Raw genomic sequence first — 15899 nt, forward strand, 5'->3', positions numbered from 1 at the left:
ACGGAGGGCTGTGGAAAACCTCGCGGGCGTTTCCGGCTGTTCGGGCACGGTGGGGCGATGGAGACGACGAGCCCACCGGAGGTCCCGGGAGTCGAGCTGGGGCGGCTGCTCGGGCGCGGTGGGTCCTCCGAGGTCTGGGAGGGGGTGCTGCTCGAGGGCTGCCGGCCGGTCGCGGTCAAGGTCGCGGGCGGTGATGCCGAGGCCGCCGCCACCGCCGTGCGCGAGGCGGCGGTCTCGGCGCGTGTCGCCAGCGAGCACGTGCTCACCGTGGAGGCCTGCACGGCGCTGCCCGACGGCCGGGTCGCCCTCGTCATGCCGCTGCTGCGCGGGGGCAGCCTCGCCGCGCTCGTCCGGGCCCGGGGGCACCTCGGGCCGGGTGAGGTCGTCACCGTGCTTGCACCGCTGGCCGGCGCGCTGGGGCGGCTCCACGCGGCCGGGGTGGTGCACGGCGACGTCTCGCCCGGCAACGTCCTGCTCGACCTCGACGGCCGGCCCGTGCTCGCCGACCTCGGGGTCGGGCGGGTGGTCGGCGAGGCGCCGGCCGCGGTGTGGGGGACTCCCGGCCACGTGGCGCCCGAGGTGCTGATGGGGGCCGAGCCCTCCCCGGCGGCCGACGTCTACGCGCTGGGGGCGCTGGGCTGGCTCTGCCTGGCCGGCGAGGTGCCCGGGGCTCCCGGGCTGCGTCCGTCCCTCCGCGAGGTCTGCCGGGCGGGCGCGGGGTCGGACGCGCTCGTCGAGGCGGTCGAGGCGGCGGTCCGTCCCCGGGCCGAGGAACGGCCCGGCGCCGACGAGCTCGCGTGGCTGCTCTTCGGCGCGGCCGAACCCGAGCCGCTGCACCTCGTCGCCGGTGACGACGACGTCAGCGCCGTCACCTACCGGCTCCGGGCCGCGGCGGGGCGGGCGCCGGTGGCACCCCGGGCCGCACCCGGGACGGCCCCGGGCCGCGGTCGGCACCGTGCCGTGCCGGACGCCCCGTCCCGGGCGCCCCGCTCGTGGACCCGCCCGTTGACCCGGGCGTGGGCCGCTCTGCGGCGTGGGGCCGGCCGGGTGGCCTGGCGACCCGTGCTCGGGGCCGCACTGGCCGCTCTGCTCCTGGGCGTGCTGGGTGTCCTCGCCTCGAGCGCGGTGCGCGACCAGCCGGCGCGGGCCCAGCAGCCGGCTCGGGAGGAGGCCGTGCCGTCGGGTGCGGCGACCACGCGTACCGCGCCCGAGCCCCGGGACGCGCGGCTCGACCCGGGGGCCCCGGCTCGCGATGCGACCCGGCTCCTCGAGGTGCTCGCGGACGCGCGGGCGCGGGCCTTCCGCGAGGGCGACCCCGGGCACCTGGCCGGCGCGGAGGCCGCCGGGAGCGCGCTGTGGGTCCGTGACCACGCCGCCGTCGGACGGCTGCACGCGGACGGCGTGCGCTACGAGGGGCTCCGCTACGACGTGTCCGGGGCGAGCGCGGTCGAGGCCGGCGACCGGCGCGCGGTGCTGCGGGCCCGCATCGCCACCGGGGCCTACCGGGTCACGGGGTCCGGGCCGACGGCCACGGGGGCGGCGGTCGCGGGCGACGTCGTGCTCGTGGACCTCGTGCGGACGGGCGACGGCTGGCGCGTCGCCGACATCCGTCCGGACGGGTGAGCGCCGGAGTGGGCGCTCAGGCCACGAGCCAGCGGCAGGCGGTGTCGAGGTCCGCGTGCCGGTGCTCGTACCTGCTCGCCACCAGGGCCTCGCCGACGATGCGCTGGCTGCCGAGGATCTCGCCGGCGAACTCGCCGACCACGAGGCGCAGCGCGGGGGAGGGGGCCGGCAGGACGGCCGGACGGTGCAGCGCGCGCCCGAGCGCGGCGGCGATGTCCTTCTGGCGGGCCGGCGCCGGGCCGGCGAGGTTGACCGGTCCGGTCACCTCGGGGTGGTCGAGCAGGTGCAGGAGGGCACCGACCTCGTCGGCGAGGGTGATCCACGGCCAGAACTGGCGACCCCACCCGAGGGGTCCACCGAGCCCGAGCCGCGCGAGGCGCAGCAGCGGCTGCATCGCCCCGCCCTCGCGGGCCATGACGATCCCGGTGCGCGCGAAGGCCACCGACGCGCCCGCCTCCACCGCCGGGGCCGCCGCGGCCTCCCAGGCCATGACGACGTCGGCGAGGAAGCCGGTGCCCGCGGGGTTCTCCTCGGTGAGCTCCTCGTCGCCCCGGTCGCCGTAGAACCCCACGGCCGACCCCGAGACCAGCCGCACCGGGTGGTCGGCGGCGGCCACGGCGCCGGCGACGGCCGTCGTGGAGTCGGTGCGCGAGGCGAGGATCTGGTGCTTGTAGGCCGGCGTCCAGCGCTTGTCGCCGACCCCGGCGCCGGCGAGGTGGACGACCCCGTCGGCACCGTCCAGCACCGCCGGGTCCAGGACGCGGCTCGCGGGGTCCCACCGGACCTGGTCCGGCGCGGACGGCGCGGAACGGACCAGCCGGACCACCTCGTCGCCACGCTCGCGGAGCGCGGCGACGAGGGCGGTGCCGATGAGACCGGACGAGCCGGTGACGACGATGCGGGCCACGGTGGCGGTGTCAGAGACCGAGATCGGCCTCGAACGCGCCTTCCTCGAGCCGCTGCTTCATCGTCGTGAGGAAGCGGGCGGCATCCGCGCCGTCGACGATGCGGTGGTCGTAGCTCAGCGCCAGGTAGACCATCGAGCGGATCGCGATCGTCTCGCCGCCGTCCTCGGCGGTGACCACGATCGGCCGCTTGACGACCGCGCCGGTGCCGAGGATGCCGACCTGCGGCTGGTTGATGATCGGCGTGTCGAACAGCGCGCCGCGCGAGCCGGTGTTGGTGATGGTGAAGGTCCCGCCGGCGAGGTCGTCCGGCATGATCTTGTTGCTGCGCGTGCGGTTCGCGAGGTCGGCGATCCCACGGGCCAGGCCCGCGATGTTGAGGTCGCCGGCGTTCTTCAGGACCGGGACGATGAGCCCCTTCTCGGTGTCGACGGCCATCCCGAGGTTCTCGGAGCCGTGGTAGGTGACCTGGTCCTCCTCGATGCTCGCGTTGACCGTCGGGTGGGCCTTGAGGGCCTCGACGGCGGCCAGCGCGAAGAACGGCAGGAAGCTGAGCTTCGTGCCCTCGCGGGACGCGAAGTCGGCCTTGGCGCGGTCCCGCAGGCGGGCGATGCGGGTGACGTCGACCTCGACGACCGTCGTCAGCTGCGCCGAGACCTGGAGGGACTCGACCATCCGGCGGGCGATCGTCTTGCGCAGGCGCGACATCGGCTGCGTCGTGCCGCGCAGGCCGGTGTCGACCGGGGCCTTGGCGGCGGCGGCGGGCGCGGACTGCGCGGCCGGGGCGGAGGCCGCGGGGGCGGTCTCCGGCTCGGGCTCCGGCGCCTTCTGGGCCTCGGCGGCGGCCAGCACGTCCTGCTTGCGGATGCGTCCGCCGATGCCGCTGCCGGTCAGGGTGGCGAGGTCGATGCCGTGGTCGGCTGCGAGCTTGCGGACGAGCGGGGTGACGTAGGCGCTGGCGTCGTCGGAACCGCCCGCGGACGAGCCGCCCTCGGACGAGCCGCTGTCGGACCCGGACGGGGCCGGCTGCGCGTCGTCGGCCTGCGCCGCGGCGGCGTCCGGGGTCTGCTGCGGGGGCGCCTCGTCGGCGGGAGCCGGCTCGGGGGCCTTCTCCTCCTCGGCCGGCGCCTGCTGCGGCTCGGGCTCGGGCTCCGGCTCCGGCTCCGGGGCCTTCTCCTCAGCCTGCGGCTGCTCGGGGGCCGTCTCCTCCTGCGCGGGGGCGGACGCGCCACCACCGGAGCCGCCGACGACGGCGAGGTCGGCGCCGACCGGGACGGTGTCGTCCTCCTGGACGAGGATCTTCGTGAGGGTGCCCGCGACGGGCGAGGGGATCTCGGTGTCGACCTTGTCGGTGGAGACCTCGAGGAGCGGCTCGTCGACCGCGACCTCGTCGCCCTCGGCCTTCAGCCAGCGGGTCACCGTGCCCTCGGTGACCGACTCGCCGAGCGCCGGCATCTGGACGGTCGTGCCGTCACCGGACCCGCCGGACGCGCCGCCACCGGAGGGGGCGTCCTGGGACGGGGCGGGGGCCTGCTCGGGCTCGGCCTGCGGCTCGGCCGGCTCCTGGCCACCCTCGTCGCCGGCCTCGGCGACCGCGCCGGTGTCGGCGGGGTCGGAGACCTCGTCGTCGGGGCCGTCGCCGGACCCGGAGGACTCCTCGGGGGCGGACTGCTCGGCGGGCTGGTCACCGCCGGAGTCGCCGCCGGTCGCCGCGCCGTCGCCGATGACCGCGAGGTCGGCGCCGACCGGGACGGTGTCGTCCTCCTCGACGAGGATCTCCTGCAGCGTGCCCGCGACGGGCGAGGGGATCTCGGTGTCGACCTTGTCGGTGGAGACCTCGAGCAGCGGCTCGTCGACCGCGACCTCGTCGCCGACACTCTTCAGCCACCGCGTCACGGTCCCCTCGGTGACGGACTCGCCGAGTGCGGGCATCTGTACACGTTCGGACATCAGTGGTGCTCTCCTTCGTGGGCGGTGGCGGTCATCACTCTAGTTGTGCGCGTGGAGCGGCTTGCCGGCGAGCGCCAGGTGGGCCTCGCCGAGCGCCTCGTTCTGGGTCGGGTGGGCGTGGACGAACGGTGTGACGTCCTCGGGGTGGGCCTCCCAGCCGACGACGAGCTGGGCCTCGCCGACCTGCTCGCCCATCCGCGAGCCGACCATGTGGACACCGACGACCGGGCCGTCGGTGACCCGGACGAGCTTGACGAAGCCCTGGGTGCCGAGGATCTGGCTCTTGCCGTTGCCCCCGAGGTTGTACTCGTAGGCCTCGACGGCGTCGCCGTGCACCTCGCGGGCCTGCTCCTCGGTGAGCCCGACGGAGGCGACCTCGGGCTCGCAGTAGGTGACGCGCGGGATCGAGGACTCGACGACGGGCGCGGGGTCGAGCCCGGCGATCGACTCGGCCACGAAGATGCCGTGCGCGAAGCCGCGGTGCGCGAGCTGCAGCCCGGGGACGATGTCGCCGACCGCCCAGAGGCCGTCGACGCCCGTGCGGCAGCGCTCGTCGGTGACGACGAAGCCGCGCTCCAGGGTGGCGCCGGCCTCCTCGTACCCGAGCCCGTCGGTGACCGGCCCGCGGCCCACGGCGACGAGCAACAGGTCGGCCTCGAGCTCCGTGCCGTCCTCGAGGCGGACCGTCACGGCGTCGGCGCCGTCGGTGGCCGAGGCGAACCGGGCACCGGTGCGCACCGTGATGCCGCGCTTGCGGAAGGCCCGCTCGAGCGCCTTGCTCGCGGCGGGGTCCTCGGCGGCGACGAGCCGGGGGAGGGCCTCGACGACGGTGACCTCGGAGCCGAACGAGCGCATGACGGAGGCGAACTCGACGCCGATGACACCGCCACCGAGGACGACGACACGGCCGGGCACCTCCTCGAGCCCCAGCGCCTGGTCGCTCGTGACGACCCGGCCACCGATCTCCAGCCCCGGCAGGGTCCGGGCGTACGAGCCGGTGGCGAGGACGACGTGACGCCCGACCAGCCGGCGGTCGCCGACGACGACGGTGTCCGGACCGTCGAGGCGTCCGGTGCCCTCGACGTACTCGACCTTCCGGCCGGAGACCAGGCCCTGGAGGCCCTTGTGCAGGCGGGAGACGACGCCCTCGCGGTACGCGGTGACCGCGGGCAGGTCGACGCCCTCGAAGCTCGCGCGGACCCCGAAGCGCCCGGCCTCGCGCGCGGCGTCGGCGACCTCGGCGGCGTGCAGGAGGGCCTTGGTCGGGATGCAGCCGCGGTGCAGGCAGGTGCCGCCCAGCAGGTCCTTCTCGACGAGGGCGACGGAGAGGCCGAGCTCGGCGGCGCGCAGCGCGCACGCGTAGCCCCCGCTCCCTCCTCCGAGGACGACGACGTCATGGGTGGCTTCGGCGGTGGCCGGCATCCGGTGTGGCTCCCTCTCGCGGTGGCGGGTCGTGCCCGGCGTCAGGTGGGTGGGTGGCGCCGGCGCTGCCCCGCATCCTGTCACTCCCGGCCCGGTGGCACGAGGCCGCGTCGCGCGGTGGACGCGGCCGGGGCGCAGGTCGTGCCCTTATCGTGTGCGCATGGCGTGGTGGAGACGCGGCCGGGGCCGGAAGGCAGCGCCGCACGACGGCAGCGACCTCGCGAGCGCGCGCTCGCACCTCCAGGAGTTCGCGCGCTCCCGCCGGGGCGTCGAGGCCTACGTCGAGCCGGCCACCAACGTCACCGCCACGACCGTCGTGCTCATCGCGCACGACGGCGAGTGGACCCGCCGCGCACTGCCCTCGCGCCCGCAGGCCTTCGACGTCGCCCGCGGCCTCGACGTGCCCGTCTACGACGTCAACCTCACGGGGTACCCCGCGCGGATGCGCGCCTGGACCACCCGGCAGCGGCGCGAGGGTCGTTCCTGACGCCGACCCGGCAAACCAGTGGCCGCGCAGGCGTGTTCGTGCGACGGTGAAGACCCTGCACCGACGACGGAAGGACCCCCGATGTCAGCCAAGGACCGCCCCCGCGCCGAGGTCGACGAGGACGTGAAGGCGAAGTTCCGGGCCGCCCTCGACGCCAAGAAGGCGCACGGGGGGACCGACGTCTCGGACCACTCCGGCCGCAGCAAGGTCGACCACGCGCACGGACCGGAGACCAGCGCACGCGAGCAGATGTTCCGCCGCAAGAGCGGTTCCTGACCCGCACCGACGCGCCGACGGCGGGCACCCACCGGGTGCCCGCCGTCGGCGTCCGCGCGGAGGGGTCAGCCCTTCGGGCGGTGCCCCTCGACGAGCGCCACGAGCGTCGCCACGCCGAACCCGGTGCCGCCCTTCGGGTTCCGGCCCCGCGGACCCTTCTCGTTGAACGACGGCCCGGCGATGTCGATGTGCGCCCACGGCGTGCCCTCGCCGACGAACTCCTGGAGGAAGAGCCCGGCGGTGAGCATCCCGCCGGCGCGGTCGCCCTTGTGCGCGATGTCGGCCGTGGGGGTGTCGAGCTTGGCGCGCAGGGCCTTCGGCAGTGGCATCGCCCAGGCGCCCTCGCCGGCGGCGTCGGCGGCGGCGACGACCCGGCTGCGGAAGGCATCGTCGTTGCCCATGACGCCGGCGATGTCGTCGCCGAGCGCGATCATCTGGGCGCCGGTGAGGGTGGCGATGTCGACGATCCAGTCCGGGTTCTTCTCGCCGGCCAGGCAGATGCCGTCGCCGAGCACCATCCGGCCCTCGGCGTCGGTGTCGAGGATCTCGACGCTGGTGCCGTCGCGCATCACGACGACGTCGCTCGGGCGCTGCGCGGTGCCGCTCGGCATGTTCTCGGCGAGGCAGAGGTAGCCGGTCACGGCCACGGGGAGCCCGAGCTCGGCGGCGGCGAGGACCGTGGCGGCGACCGCCGCGGCGCCCGCCATGTCGGACTTCATCGTCACCATGCCGCTGCTCGGCTTGAGGTTGAGGCCGCCAGAGTCGAAGGTGATGCCCTTGCCGACCAGGGCGACCGAGCCCTTGGCGCCGGAGGGCGCGTACGACATCGTCACGATGCGCGGCGGGTGGACCGAGCCCTGGCCGACGCCGCTGATGCCGCCGAACCCGCCCTTGAGGAGGGCCTTCTCGTCGAGCACCGACACGGTGACCTTGGCGGGGGAGCCGGCGACGCGCTTCTTCACGTTCTCGGCGAAGGACTGCGGGAAGAGCAGGTTCGGCGGGGTGTTCACGAGGTCGCGGGCCCAGTCGCGGGCCGCGCCGACGATGGCCGAACGGGCGACGGCGTCCTTGACGGCCTTGCCCTGACCGGCACCGGAGACGACGGTGACCTTGGGCCCGGGGGAGGCGGGCTTCGCGGCCGGCCCGCGGCCCTTGCGGACGGCGGCGAGCGGGGCGGCCTTGTCGTAGACGTAGGTCCCGGCCCAGGCGCCGTCGGCGACCGCGCCGGCGCTCTCGGCGTCGGGGGTCGGGAGGGCGAGCGCGACCGTCTTCTTGCCGCGCACGGCGCGCAGCGCGACCGCCGCGGCGTCGCGCAGCGCGGTGTGCTCGAACGAGGTTCGGCGGGTCGTGCCCTCGCCGAGACCGGTGACGAGGACGGAGGTGGCCTTCACGCCCGGCACGGCGACCACGCGGTGGACCTCCTCGGCCCGGCCGGTGGCCTCGAGGTCGGCGAGGACGGCCTGGAGGTGGACCACGGCCTTGCGGGGCAGACCGTGCCCGGCGGCGAGGTCGGCGCCGGCGTCGGTGTGCACCGACCCGACGACGAGGGCGTCGACGGGAAGGTCTGCGGAGGTCTTGGTCGTCACGGTCAGTGATGTCATGTCGGCAGACTATCCGGGCCGTCGGGCCGCCCCGCCGGGCGCGGTAACGTGCCCACCATGACCGATCTCGAGCACTCGCCGATCCACGACCGGCACGTGGCGCTGGGCGCCAAGATGGCCGACTTCGGGGGGTGGTCGATGCCCATCGAGTACCCCGGGGGCGGGGTCGTCGCCGAGCACACGGCGGTGCGCGAGCGGGTCGGCCTGTTCGACGTGAGCCACCTCGGCAAGGCCCGCGTCAGTGGCCCCGGGGCGGCCGACTTCGTCAACGCCTGCCTCACCAACGACCTGCGCCGCATCGGGCCGGGCCAGGCGCAGTACACGATGTGCTGCACCGGCACCGGCGGTGTCGTCGACGACCTCATCCAGTACCTGCGCAGCGACGAGGACGTCTTCCTCATCCCCAACGCCGCGAACACCGCCCGCGTCGTCGAGCTGCTCGCGGCCGCCGCCCCCGAGGGCGTCACCGTCGAGGGCCTGCACGACCGCTACGGCGTCATCGCGGTGCAGGGCCCGCGCTCGGACGAGGTGCTGGCCCGGCTCGGCCTGCCGGTCGACCACGACTACATGAGCTTCGTCGAGACGCAGTGGGAGGGGCTGCCGGTCATCGTCTGCCGCACCGGGTACACCGGCGAGCGCGGCTACGAGATCGTGCCGGCCTGGGACGTCACCGGCTCGGTCTGGGACGCCCTCGCCGAGGCCGTCGCCGCCGAGGGCGGTCTGCCGGCCGGGCTCGGCGCCCGCGACACCCTGCGCACCGAGATGGGGTACCCGCTGCACGGCAACGACCTCTCCCTCGACATCACCCCCGTGATGGCCGGCGCCGCGTGGGCGGTCGGCTGGGACAAGGACACGTTCTGGGGCAAGGAGGCCCTCGCCGCCGAGCGCGCGGCGAAGGAGACGCGCCTGATGCGCGGCCTCGTCGTCACCGGGCGGGGCATCCCGCGCTCGCACTGCGCCGTCAAGGACGCCTCGGGCGCCGTCGTCGGCGAGGTCACCTCGGGCACCTTCTCGCCGACCCGCAAGCAGGGCATCGCCCTGGCGCTGCTCGACCGCTCGGTCACCCTGGGCGACGAGGTCGTGGTCGACGTGCGGGGTCGCGACGTCGCCGCCACGGTCAGCAAGCCGCCGTTCGTCGAGGCGGGGGTGCGTGCGTCGTGAGCGAGCAGTGGAGCTGGACCTTCGCCGACGCCGAGGGCGCGCCGGTCACGGGGGAGCCGACGACGACCACCACGTTCCCGACGCAGTCCGACGCCGAGAGCTGGTTCGGCGAGGTGTGGCACGAGCTCGCCGAGGCCGGCGTCGCGAGCGTCACCCTGCACCGCGAGGGCGCGGTGGTCTACGGCCCGATGAGCCTGGAGGCCGCTCCCTGACCCGAGCGGGTCAGGAGGGGTACTGGCCGCGCGCCACCTGCGGGCGTGGCATCCGCTGCCGGCGCAGCTGGAACACGCGCATCACGGCGTAGGCGACGGCGCCGCGCGGGATCGCGTTCGCGCCGAACTTGGCGACGATCTTCTTCTTCAGGCCCCGCCACATGAGGGTGCTGTCGACGACGACGGCCAGGACCGAGGCGTAGGTGAGCGCGACGCTGATCGTGAAGATCGTCTGCTGCCGCACCAGCGAGAGCGCGAGGACGATGAGCATAATCGGGAGGAGGAACTCGCCGAGGTTGCGCCGGGCGTCGACGTAGTCGCGGATGTAGCGCTTCACCGGCCCCTTGTCGCGGGGCGGCAGGCCGGCCTCGTCGCCGGTCTCGAGCGCCTTGCGCGTGCGGGCCAGCTGCTCGCGGCGCTTCTGGCGCTCGATCTGCTTGGCCTGCTTGCGGTCCGAGACGACGAGCGGCTGGCGCCGGGCGGCCTCCTGGTCGCGGCGCTTGGGCGTCGGCCGGTTCTTCGCGCCCTCGCGCGCCGGGGTCGAGGCCTCGTCGACGGCCTGGTCGTTGGTGGGCTTGCTGCGTCCGAACACGAGGCCAACTCTAGGTGCTCCGGGGGAGTGCCTCCGTCGAGGCGGGGAGCCGGACCCCTGCGGCCCGCAGCCGGTCGGTAGGGTCCGGAGGCGTGACCGACGTGCTCAGCGACGACCAGACCGGCGCCCTCCGCGACCGCATCCACGACCTCATGCCGCAGGTGCGCGGCGACCTCGAGGCCCTGACCCGCATCCCCTCCGTCTCCCTCGACGCCTTCGACCAGGCGCACGTCGAGGCCAGCGCCGAGGCCACCGCGCAGCTGCTGCGCGACGTGGGGCTGGAGGTCGAGATCGTCCGCGAGGGCGGGCGGCCGGCCGTCATCGGTCACCGCGACGGCCCGCCCGGCTCGCGCACCGTGATGCTCTACGCGCACCACGACGTCCAGCCGCCCGGCGACGACGCCCTCTGGGACAGCCCGCCGTTCGAGCCCACCGAGCGCGACGGCCGGCTCTACGGCCGCGGTGCCGCCGACGACAAGGCCGGGATCATGGCCCACGTCGCGGCCCTGCGCGCGCACGGCGACGACCTGCCCGTCGGGGTGACCGTCTTCGTCGAGGGCGAGGAGGAGGTCGGCTCGGACTCCCTCGCCACCATCCTCGAGCGGCACGGCGAGAAGCTGCGCGCCGACGCCATCGTGCTGGCCGACTCCACGAACTGGGCCGTCGGCGAGCCGGCCCTCACGACCACGCTGCGCGGGATGATCCGCGTCGTCGTCACCGTCCGCACGCTCGACCACGGCATCCACTCCGGGATGTTCGGCGGCGCGGTACCCGACGCCATCACGGCGCTGGTCCGCCTCCTCGCGACGATGCACGACGACACCGGCGCCGTCGCCGTGCAGGGGCTGCGCTCCGGCGTGGCCGCCGACCTCGACTACCCCGAGTCCCGGCTGCGCGAGGAGTCCGGGCTGCTCGACGGCGTCTCGACGATCGGGTCGGGATCCCTGCTGTCGCGCATCTGGACCCAGCCGTCCATCACGACCATCGGCATCGACGCGCCGTCGGTCGCCGAGTCCTCCAACACCCTCGTGCCGAGCGCCTCGGCGAAGGTCTCGATGCGGATCGCGCCCGACGAGGACGACATGGAGGCCTTCGCGCTGCTCAAGACCCACCTCGAGGAGCACGCGCCGTGGGGCGCGCAGGTCGAGGTGCACCTCGACGACCGCGGGCTCGGCTTCGCCGCCGACGCGCAGGGCCCGGTCTACGACCAGGCCCGCGCCGCGTTCACCGACGCCTGGGGCACGCCGCCGGTCGACATCGGCGTCGGCGGGTCCATCCCGTTCGTCGCCGCGTTCGCGGAACAGTTCCCCGAGGCGGCCATCCTCGTCACCGGCGTCGAGGACCCCGACGCCCGCGCGCACGGGGCCAACGAGTCGCTGCACCTCGGCGAGTTCGAGAAGGTGTGCGTCGCCGAGGCCGTGCTGCTCGCCCGGCTCGGCGCGCTGCCCCGCTGAGGCAGGATCGGCACATGGCACAGGGCACGTACGTCGAGGAGTCCTTCGAGCGGGACACCAACTACATCGAGGACCGCATCACGCTGGCCGGTGACGGTGAGCACGAGTGGCCGGTCGAGGCCGGGCGCTACCGGCTGGTCGTGGCCCGGGCCTGTCCCTGGGCGAACCGGGCGATCATCGTCCGGCGGCTGCTCGGGCTGGAGGACGTCCTGTCGATGGGGGTCTGCGGGCCCACCCACGACGCCGACAGCTGGACCTTCGACCTCGACGAGGGCGGGGTCGACCCGGTGCTCGGCATCCCGCGCATCAAGGACGCCTACGAGGCCCGCTTCCCGGGCTACCCGCGGGGCATCACCGTGCCGTGCGTCGTCGATGTGCCGAGCGGGAAGGTCGTGACCAACGGCTTCGCGCAGCTGACCCTCGACCTCTCGACGCAGTGGCGCGAGCACCACCGCGCCGGCGCGCCCGACCTCTACCCCGAGGCGCTGCGCGCCGAGATGGACGAGGTGATGCAGCGCGTCTACACCGAGGTCAACAACGGCGTGTACCGGTGCGGCTTCGCCGGCACCCAGGCCGCCTACGACGCCGCCTACGAGCGGCTCTGGACCGCCCTGGACTGGCTCGAGGAGCGGCTCGCCGACCGTCGCTACCTGATGGGCGAGAGCATCACCGAGGCCGACGTGCGCCTGTTCACGACCCTGGCCCGCTTCGACGCGGTCTACCACGGGCACTTCAAGTGCAACCGGCAGAAGCTGACCGAGATGCCGGTGCTGTGGGCCTACGCACGCGACCTCTTCCAGACCCCCGGGTTCGGGGACACGACCGACGTCGTGCACATCAAGAGCCACTACTACGAGGTCCACCGCGACATCAACCCGACCGGTGTCGTGCCGGCCGGGCCGGACCTCGCGGGATGGGCGACGCCGCACGGGCGCGAGGCGCTCGGGGGCTCGCCGTTCGGGGACGGCACGCCGCCCGGCCCGCCGCCGGCGGCGGAGCGGGTGCCGAGCGCCCACAACCCGCTCCTCGGGGACGACGGCCTCGTCCGGCCCGCCTGAACCCGGGCGGATATCCGCGTCACCACCGTGACGCCGCGGAAGCTCGCCTCGGACGCGGATGCATGCCCGTCACGGGCGAGTTTCCGCGTCACCACCGTGACCACGGCCCGGGGACTCGGGCGTCAGTCCTTGCTGGTCTCGCCGGGGAGGGCGAGCATCCGGTCGAGGGCCACCTTGGCCCAGTGCGCGACCTCGGGGTCCACGCGGATCGGGTTGACGACCCGGCCGTCGACGAGGGACTCCAGCGCCCAGACGAGGTGCGGCAGGTCGATGCGGTTCATCGTCGAGCAGTAGCAGACGTTCTTCTCGAGGAAGACGATGCGCTGGTCGGGGAACTGCGCCGCGAGACGGCGCACGAGGTTGAGCTCGGTGCCCACGGCCCACGCCGTGCCCGCCGGGGCGGCCGCGACGGTCTTGATGATCTTCTCGGTCGAGCCGACCTCGGCGGCGAGCTCGACGACCTCGTGGCGGCACTCGGGGTGCACGATCACCTTCACGTCGGGGATCTCGCGGCGCGCGGCCTCGACCGCCTCGACCGAGAACCGCCCGTGCACCGAGCAGTGCCCGCGCCAGAGGATCATCGTCGCGTCGCGCAGCTGCTCGGGGGTCAGGCCGCCCATCGGGCGGTGCGGGTCCCACACCACGCAGCCGTCGAGGGAGCCACCGAGGTCGCGCACGTAGGTGTTGCGCCCGAGGTGCTGGTCGGGGAGGAAGAGGACCTTGCCGCCGTCGCCGGCCTGCTCCAGGGCCCACGTCAGCGCGGTCTTCGCGTTGGACGAGGTGCAGATCGTGCCGCCGTGCCGCCCGGTGAAGGCCTTGATGGCCGCCGACGAGTTCATGTACGTGACCGGCACGGTCGTGTCGGCGACCCCGGCCGCCACGAGCTCGTCCCAGCAGTCCTCGACCTGGTCTATGGCGGCCATGTCGGCCATCGAGCAGCCGGCGGCGAGGTCGGGGAGGACGACGGTCTGGGTGTCGGCGGTGAGGATGTCGGCGGATTCGGCCATGAAGTGCACGCCGCAGAAGACGACGAACTCGGCGTCCGGGCGGGCCGCGGCCTCCTTGGCGAGCTTGAAGGAGTCGCCGGTGACGTCGGCGAACTCGATGACCTCGTCGCGCTGGTAGTGGTGGCCGAGGACGAACAGCCGGTCGCCGAGCGCCGCCTTGGCCGCGCGGGCGCGCTCGACGAGCGAGGGGTCCGAGGGCGCCGGCAGGTCGCCGGGACACTCCACCCCGCGCTCGCTGGCGAGGTCACGGCCCTGCCCGAGGACGAGCAGGGGGAGCGGGGCGTTGCGGGGCGTGCCGGTCGTGGTGGTCACGGCCCCGATCGTAGGCGCTCAGCCCATCGACTTCTGACCGTCGATCGCCTCCCGGATGATGTCGGCGTGCCCGGTGTGGTGCGCCGTCTCGGCGAGCACGTGGGCGAAGACCCGACGGGCGCTGCGCCGCTCGCCGGGCCGGAACCACGGAGCGGGCGGCAGCTCGTGGTCGGCGGAGAGGTCGTGGGTCCGCACGAGCTCGTCGGTGTGGGCGGCGACCTCGCGGTAGAGCGCCACCACCTGCTCGAGCGTCTCGTCCTCGAGCAGACGGAACTCGCGCTCGCGGGCCGCGTAGTCGGCGTCGTCGCCGCCGGCCATCGCGCCGCTCTCGACGAAGTCGGTCCAGCCGCGCTCGGTGAGCGCGACGTGCTTGACGAGCCCGCCGAGGCACAGCTCGCTGACCGTGGGCGTGAGCCGGGCCTGGTCGTCGGTCAGGCCCTCGACCGTGTGCAGGAGGAAGTACCGCTGCTGGGCCAGGGCCTCGAGCAGGGAGGCGCGCTCGGGGTCGAGGGCGGTGTCGGTGGTGTCGGTCATGGGGCGTCCTCTCGTCGGGCCGGTGCGCCGACGCTAGCGAGGACCGCCGACAGCCCGCGACCCCCGAAGGCCGGTCCCGATACCCTCGGACCGTGCGCGTGCTCCTCGCCCCCGACACCTTCGGGACGACGCTCGGCGCCACCCAGGTCGCCGCGGCGATGGCCGAGGGCTGGGCCGCGGGGGCGCCCCACGACGTCGTCCGCCAGCTGCCGCTCTCGAACGGGGGTCCCGGCTTCCTCGACGTCCTCGAGCGCACCGTCGGTGGCACCACCGTCGCCACCACGGTCAGCGACCCCCTCGGCCGCGAGGTCCCTGCGGCGGTGCTCCTCGCCGAGGACGGCGGTCGCCGCACCGCGTGGGTCGAGGCGGCCCAGGCGAGCGGGCTGCACCTGCTGGCCGCCGACGAGCGCGACCCGCGCGTCACGAGCACCTGGGGCGTCGGGCAGCTGCTCGCGACGGCCCTCGCCGAGGGGGCCGAGCGCATCGTCGTCGGCGTCGGCGGCGGATCGACGAACGACGCCGGGGCCGGCCTGCTCGCGGCCCTGGGCGCCGGCCCCGCATCGGCCCTCGCCCGGGGCGGGCTGGCCCTGGGCGATGCGCCCGCCGACGCCCTCGCCGGCCTCCCGGACGTGCTCGAACGGCTCCGGGGCGTCGAGCTCGTCCTCGCCACCGACGAGCTGACGCCGCTGCTCGGCCTCGCGGGCACCAGCGCCGTGGAGTCCCCCCGCAAGGGCGCCACAGCCGCCGACGCCCAGGCCCTCGAGGGCGCCCTCGGGCACTTCACCGCCCTCCTGACCCGCTCGCTCCCGCGCGTGCCCGTCGACCTGCTGACCGGTGCGCCGCGCCGCCTCGACCGAGAGCCGGGCGCGGGCGCGGCCGGCGGCCTCGGCCTGGCCCTGCTGGCCCTCGGCGCGCAGCAGCGCGGCGCCGTGGCCGAGGTGCTGCGCCTCACCGGCTTCGACGTCGCCGCCGCGGGGAGCGACCTGGTCGTCACCGCCACCGACCGGCTCGACTGGACCTCGTTGCGCGGCTCGGTCGTCTCCGGCGTCGCGGAGGCCGCCACCGCCTCGGCCCGCCCGGTGGTCGTCGTCGCGGGCGAGATGCTCGTCGGCCGGCGCGAGACGATGACCACGGGGTTCGCCGGGTGCTACGCCGTGGCCGAGCAGCCGCACGAGGTCGAGGCGATGCTCGCCGAGCCGGTCGAGACCCTGCGCGCCCGCACGGCACGGGTGGCGCGGACCTGGTCCCCGGGCCGCTGACCCCACCCGTCGGTCCGGGGACGTATCCTGAACGGACCCGGGAACA

At 75.0% G+C, this 15899-nt stretch carries 15 protein-coding genes; 8 read left to right on the forward strand and 7 right to left on the reverse strand.

All coding sequences use genetic code 11. The features are described 5' to 3' along the window. Window positions 1-57 precede the first annotated feature (57 nt). Window positions 58-1623, forward strand: coding sequence for a protein kinase domain-containing protein (locus ACQZ2A_RS02990; RefSeq protein WP_430207018.1), 1566 nt, complete (start codon window positions 58-60; stop codon window positions 1621-1623). Window positions 1624-1639: 16 nt separating this feature from the next. On the opposite strand, the gene ACQZ2A_RS02995 is transcribed toward ACQZ2A_RS02990, so the two are convergent. From ACQZ2A_RS02995 to lpdA, 3 genes are read right to left on the reverse strand one after another with little or no spacing between them, the layout of a single operon-like run. Then, window positions 1640-2530 carry a TIGR01777 family oxidoreductase gene (locus tag ACQZ2A_RS02995; RefSeq protein ID WP_430207019.1) on the reverse strand — a complete coding sequence of 297 codons (891 nt, stop codon included), beginning with the start codon at window positions 2528-2530 and terminating at the stop codon, window positions 1640-1642. 10 nt (window positions 2531-2540) lie between these two features. Then, on the reverse strand, window positions 2541-4478 hold the full coding sequence (sucB, locus tag ACQZ2A_RS03000) for a 2-oxoglutarate dehydrogenase, E2 component, dihydrolipoamide succinyltransferase (RefSeq protein WP_430207020.1): 1938 nt from the start codon (window positions 4476-4478) through the stop codon (window positions 2541-2543). 39 nt (window positions 4479-4517) lie between these two features. Further along, on the reverse strand, window positions 4518-5900 hold the full coding sequence (gene lpdA, locus ACQZ2A_RS03005) for a dihydrolipoyl dehydrogenase (protein WP_430207021.1): 1383 nt from the start codon (window positions 5898-5900) through the stop codon (window positions 4518-4520). 160 nt (window positions 5901-6060) lie between these two features. Between lpdA and ACQZ2A_RS03010 the strand changes: the two genes are divergently transcribed. Further along, window positions 6061-6387, forward strand: a complete 327-nt coding sequence (locus tag ACQZ2A_RS03010) for a hypothetical protein (RefSeq protein WP_430207023.1) — start codon at window positions 6061-6063, stop codon at window positions 6385-6387. An 81-nt stretch (window positions 6388-6468) separates the two neighbouring features. Continuing rightward, a complete protein-coding gene (locus ACQZ2A_RS03015) occupies window positions 6469-6663 on the forward strand; it encodes a DUF5302 domain-containing protein (RefSeq protein WP_430207025.1) in 195 nt (64 codons plus the stop codon). 65 nt (window positions 6664-6728) lie between these two features. Here ACQZ2A_RS03015 and ACQZ2A_RS03020 read toward each other — a convergent pair whose 3' ends face one another. Further along, window positions 6729-8264, reverse strand: coding sequence for a leucyl aminopeptidase (locus ACQZ2A_RS03020; RefSeq protein ID WP_430207026.1), 1536 nt, complete (start codon window positions 8262-8264; stop codon window positions 6729-6731). Window positions 8265-8321: 57 nt separating this feature from the next. Here ACQZ2A_RS03020 and gcvT point away from each other — a divergent pair, with 57 nt between their 5' ends. After that, the gene (gcvT, locus tag ACQZ2A_RS03025; protein ID WP_430207028.1) at window positions 8322-9425 is read left to right on the forward strand and encodes a glycine cleavage system aminomethyltransferase GcvT; all 1104 of its coding nucleotides are present in this window, start codon (window positions 8322-8324) and stop codon (window positions 9423-9425) included. Beyond that, on the forward strand, window positions 9422-9637 hold the full coding sequence (locus ACQZ2A_RS03030; protein WP_430207030.1) for a hypothetical protein: 216 nt from the start codon (window positions 9422-9424) through the stop codon (window positions 9635-9637). Before gcvT ends, ACQZ2A_RS03030 begins: the two co-directional genes overlap by 4 nt. Before the next feature lie 10 nt (window positions 9638-9647). Here ACQZ2A_RS03030 and ACQZ2A_RS03035 read toward each other — a convergent pair whose 3' ends face one another. Continuing rightward, window positions 9648-10229 (reverse strand): DUF3043 domain-containing protein, encoded by a 582-nt coding sequence (locus tag ACQZ2A_RS03035; RefSeq protein WP_430207032.1) that lies wholly within the window; start codon window positions 10227-10229, stop codon window positions 9648-9650. Window positions 10230-10381: 152 nt separating this feature from the next. Here ACQZ2A_RS03035 and ACQZ2A_RS03040 point away from each other — a divergent pair, with 152 nt between their 5' ends. Next, entirely contained in the window at window positions 10382-11683 is a 1302-nt protein-coding gene (locus tag ACQZ2A_RS03040; RefSeq protein WP_430207079.1) for a dipeptidase, read from the forward strand. Window positions 11684-11697: 14 nt separating this feature from the next. Next, the gene (locus tag ACQZ2A_RS03045) at window positions 11698-12741 is read left to right on the forward strand and encodes a glutathione S-transferase family protein (protein ID WP_430207034.1); all 1044 of its coding nucleotides are present in this window, start codon (window positions 11698-11700) and stop codon (window positions 12739-12741) included. A 122-nt stretch (window positions 12742-12863) separates the two neighbouring features. On the opposite strand, the gene nadA is transcribed toward ACQZ2A_RS03045, so the two are convergent. Further along, window positions 12864-14060 carry a quinolinate synthase NadA gene (gene nadA / locus ACQZ2A_RS03050; protein ID WP_430207036.1) on the reverse strand — a complete coding sequence of 399 codons (1197 nt, stop codon included), beginning with the start codon at window positions 14058-14060 and terminating at the stop codon, window positions 12864-12866. A gap of 18 nt (window positions 14061-14078) precedes the next feature. Next, entirely contained in the window at window positions 14079-14594 is a 516-nt protein-coding gene (locus tag ACQZ2A_RS03055) for a DinB family protein (protein ID WP_430207038.1), read from the reverse strand. Window positions 14595-14686: 92 nt separating this feature from the next. Between ACQZ2A_RS03055 and ACQZ2A_RS03060 the strand changes: the two genes are divergently transcribed. Then, entirely contained in the window at window positions 14687-15853 is a 1167-nt protein-coding gene (locus ACQZ2A_RS03060) for a glycerate kinase (protein ID WP_430207040.1), read from the forward strand. Window positions 15854-15899: the final 46 nt, after the last annotated feature.

Source organism: Phycicoccus avicenniae (assembly GCF_050496545.1).
GTDB lineage: Bacteria > Actinomycetota > Actinomycetes > Actinomycetales > Dermatophilaceae > Phycicoccus > Phycicoccus avicenniae_A.

Bases quoted from the DNA above. Each gene is read 5' to 3' on its own strand.
- ACQZ2A_RS03020 (WP_430207026.1), bottom strand. From the start codon at position 8,264: ATGACATCACTGACCGTGACGACCAAGACCTCCGCAGACCTTCCCGTC.
- sucB (WP_430207020.1), bottom strand. From the start codon at position 4,478: ATGTCCGAACGTGTACAGATGCCCGCACTCGGCGAGTCCGTCACCGAG.
- ACQZ2A_RS02990 (WP_430207018.1), top strand. From the start codon at position 58: ATGGAGACGACGAGCCCACCGGAGGTCCCGGGAGTCGAGCTGGGGCGG.
- ACQZ2A_RS03040 (WP_430207079.1), top strand. From the start codon at position 10,382: ATGCCGCAGGTGCGCGGCGACCTCGAGGCCCTGACCCGCATCCCCTCC.
- gcvT (WP_430207028.1), top strand. From the start codon at position 8,322: ATGACCGATCTCGAGCACTCGCCGATCCACGACCGGCACGTGGCGCTG.
- ACQZ2A_RS03055 (WP_430207038.1), bottom strand. From the start codon at position 14,594: ATGACCGACACCACCGACACCGCCCTCGACCCCGAGCGCGCCTCCCTG.
- ACQZ2A_RS03015 (WP_430207025.1), top strand. From the start codon at position 6,469: ATGTCAGCCAAGGACCGCCCCCGCGCCGAGGTCGACGAGGACGTGAAG.
- lpdA (WP_430207021.1), bottom strand. From the start codon at position 5,900: ATGCCGGCCACCGCCGAAGCCACCCATGACGTCGTCGTCCTCGGAGGA.
- ACQZ2A_RS03010 (WP_430207023.1), top strand. From the start codon at position 6,061: ATGGCGTGGTGGAGACGCGGCCGGGGCCGGAAGGCAGCGCCGCACGAC.
- ACQZ2A_RS03045 (WP_430207034.1), top strand. From the start codon at position 11,698: ATGGCACAGGGCACGTACGTCGAGGAGTCCTTCGAGCGGGACACCAAC.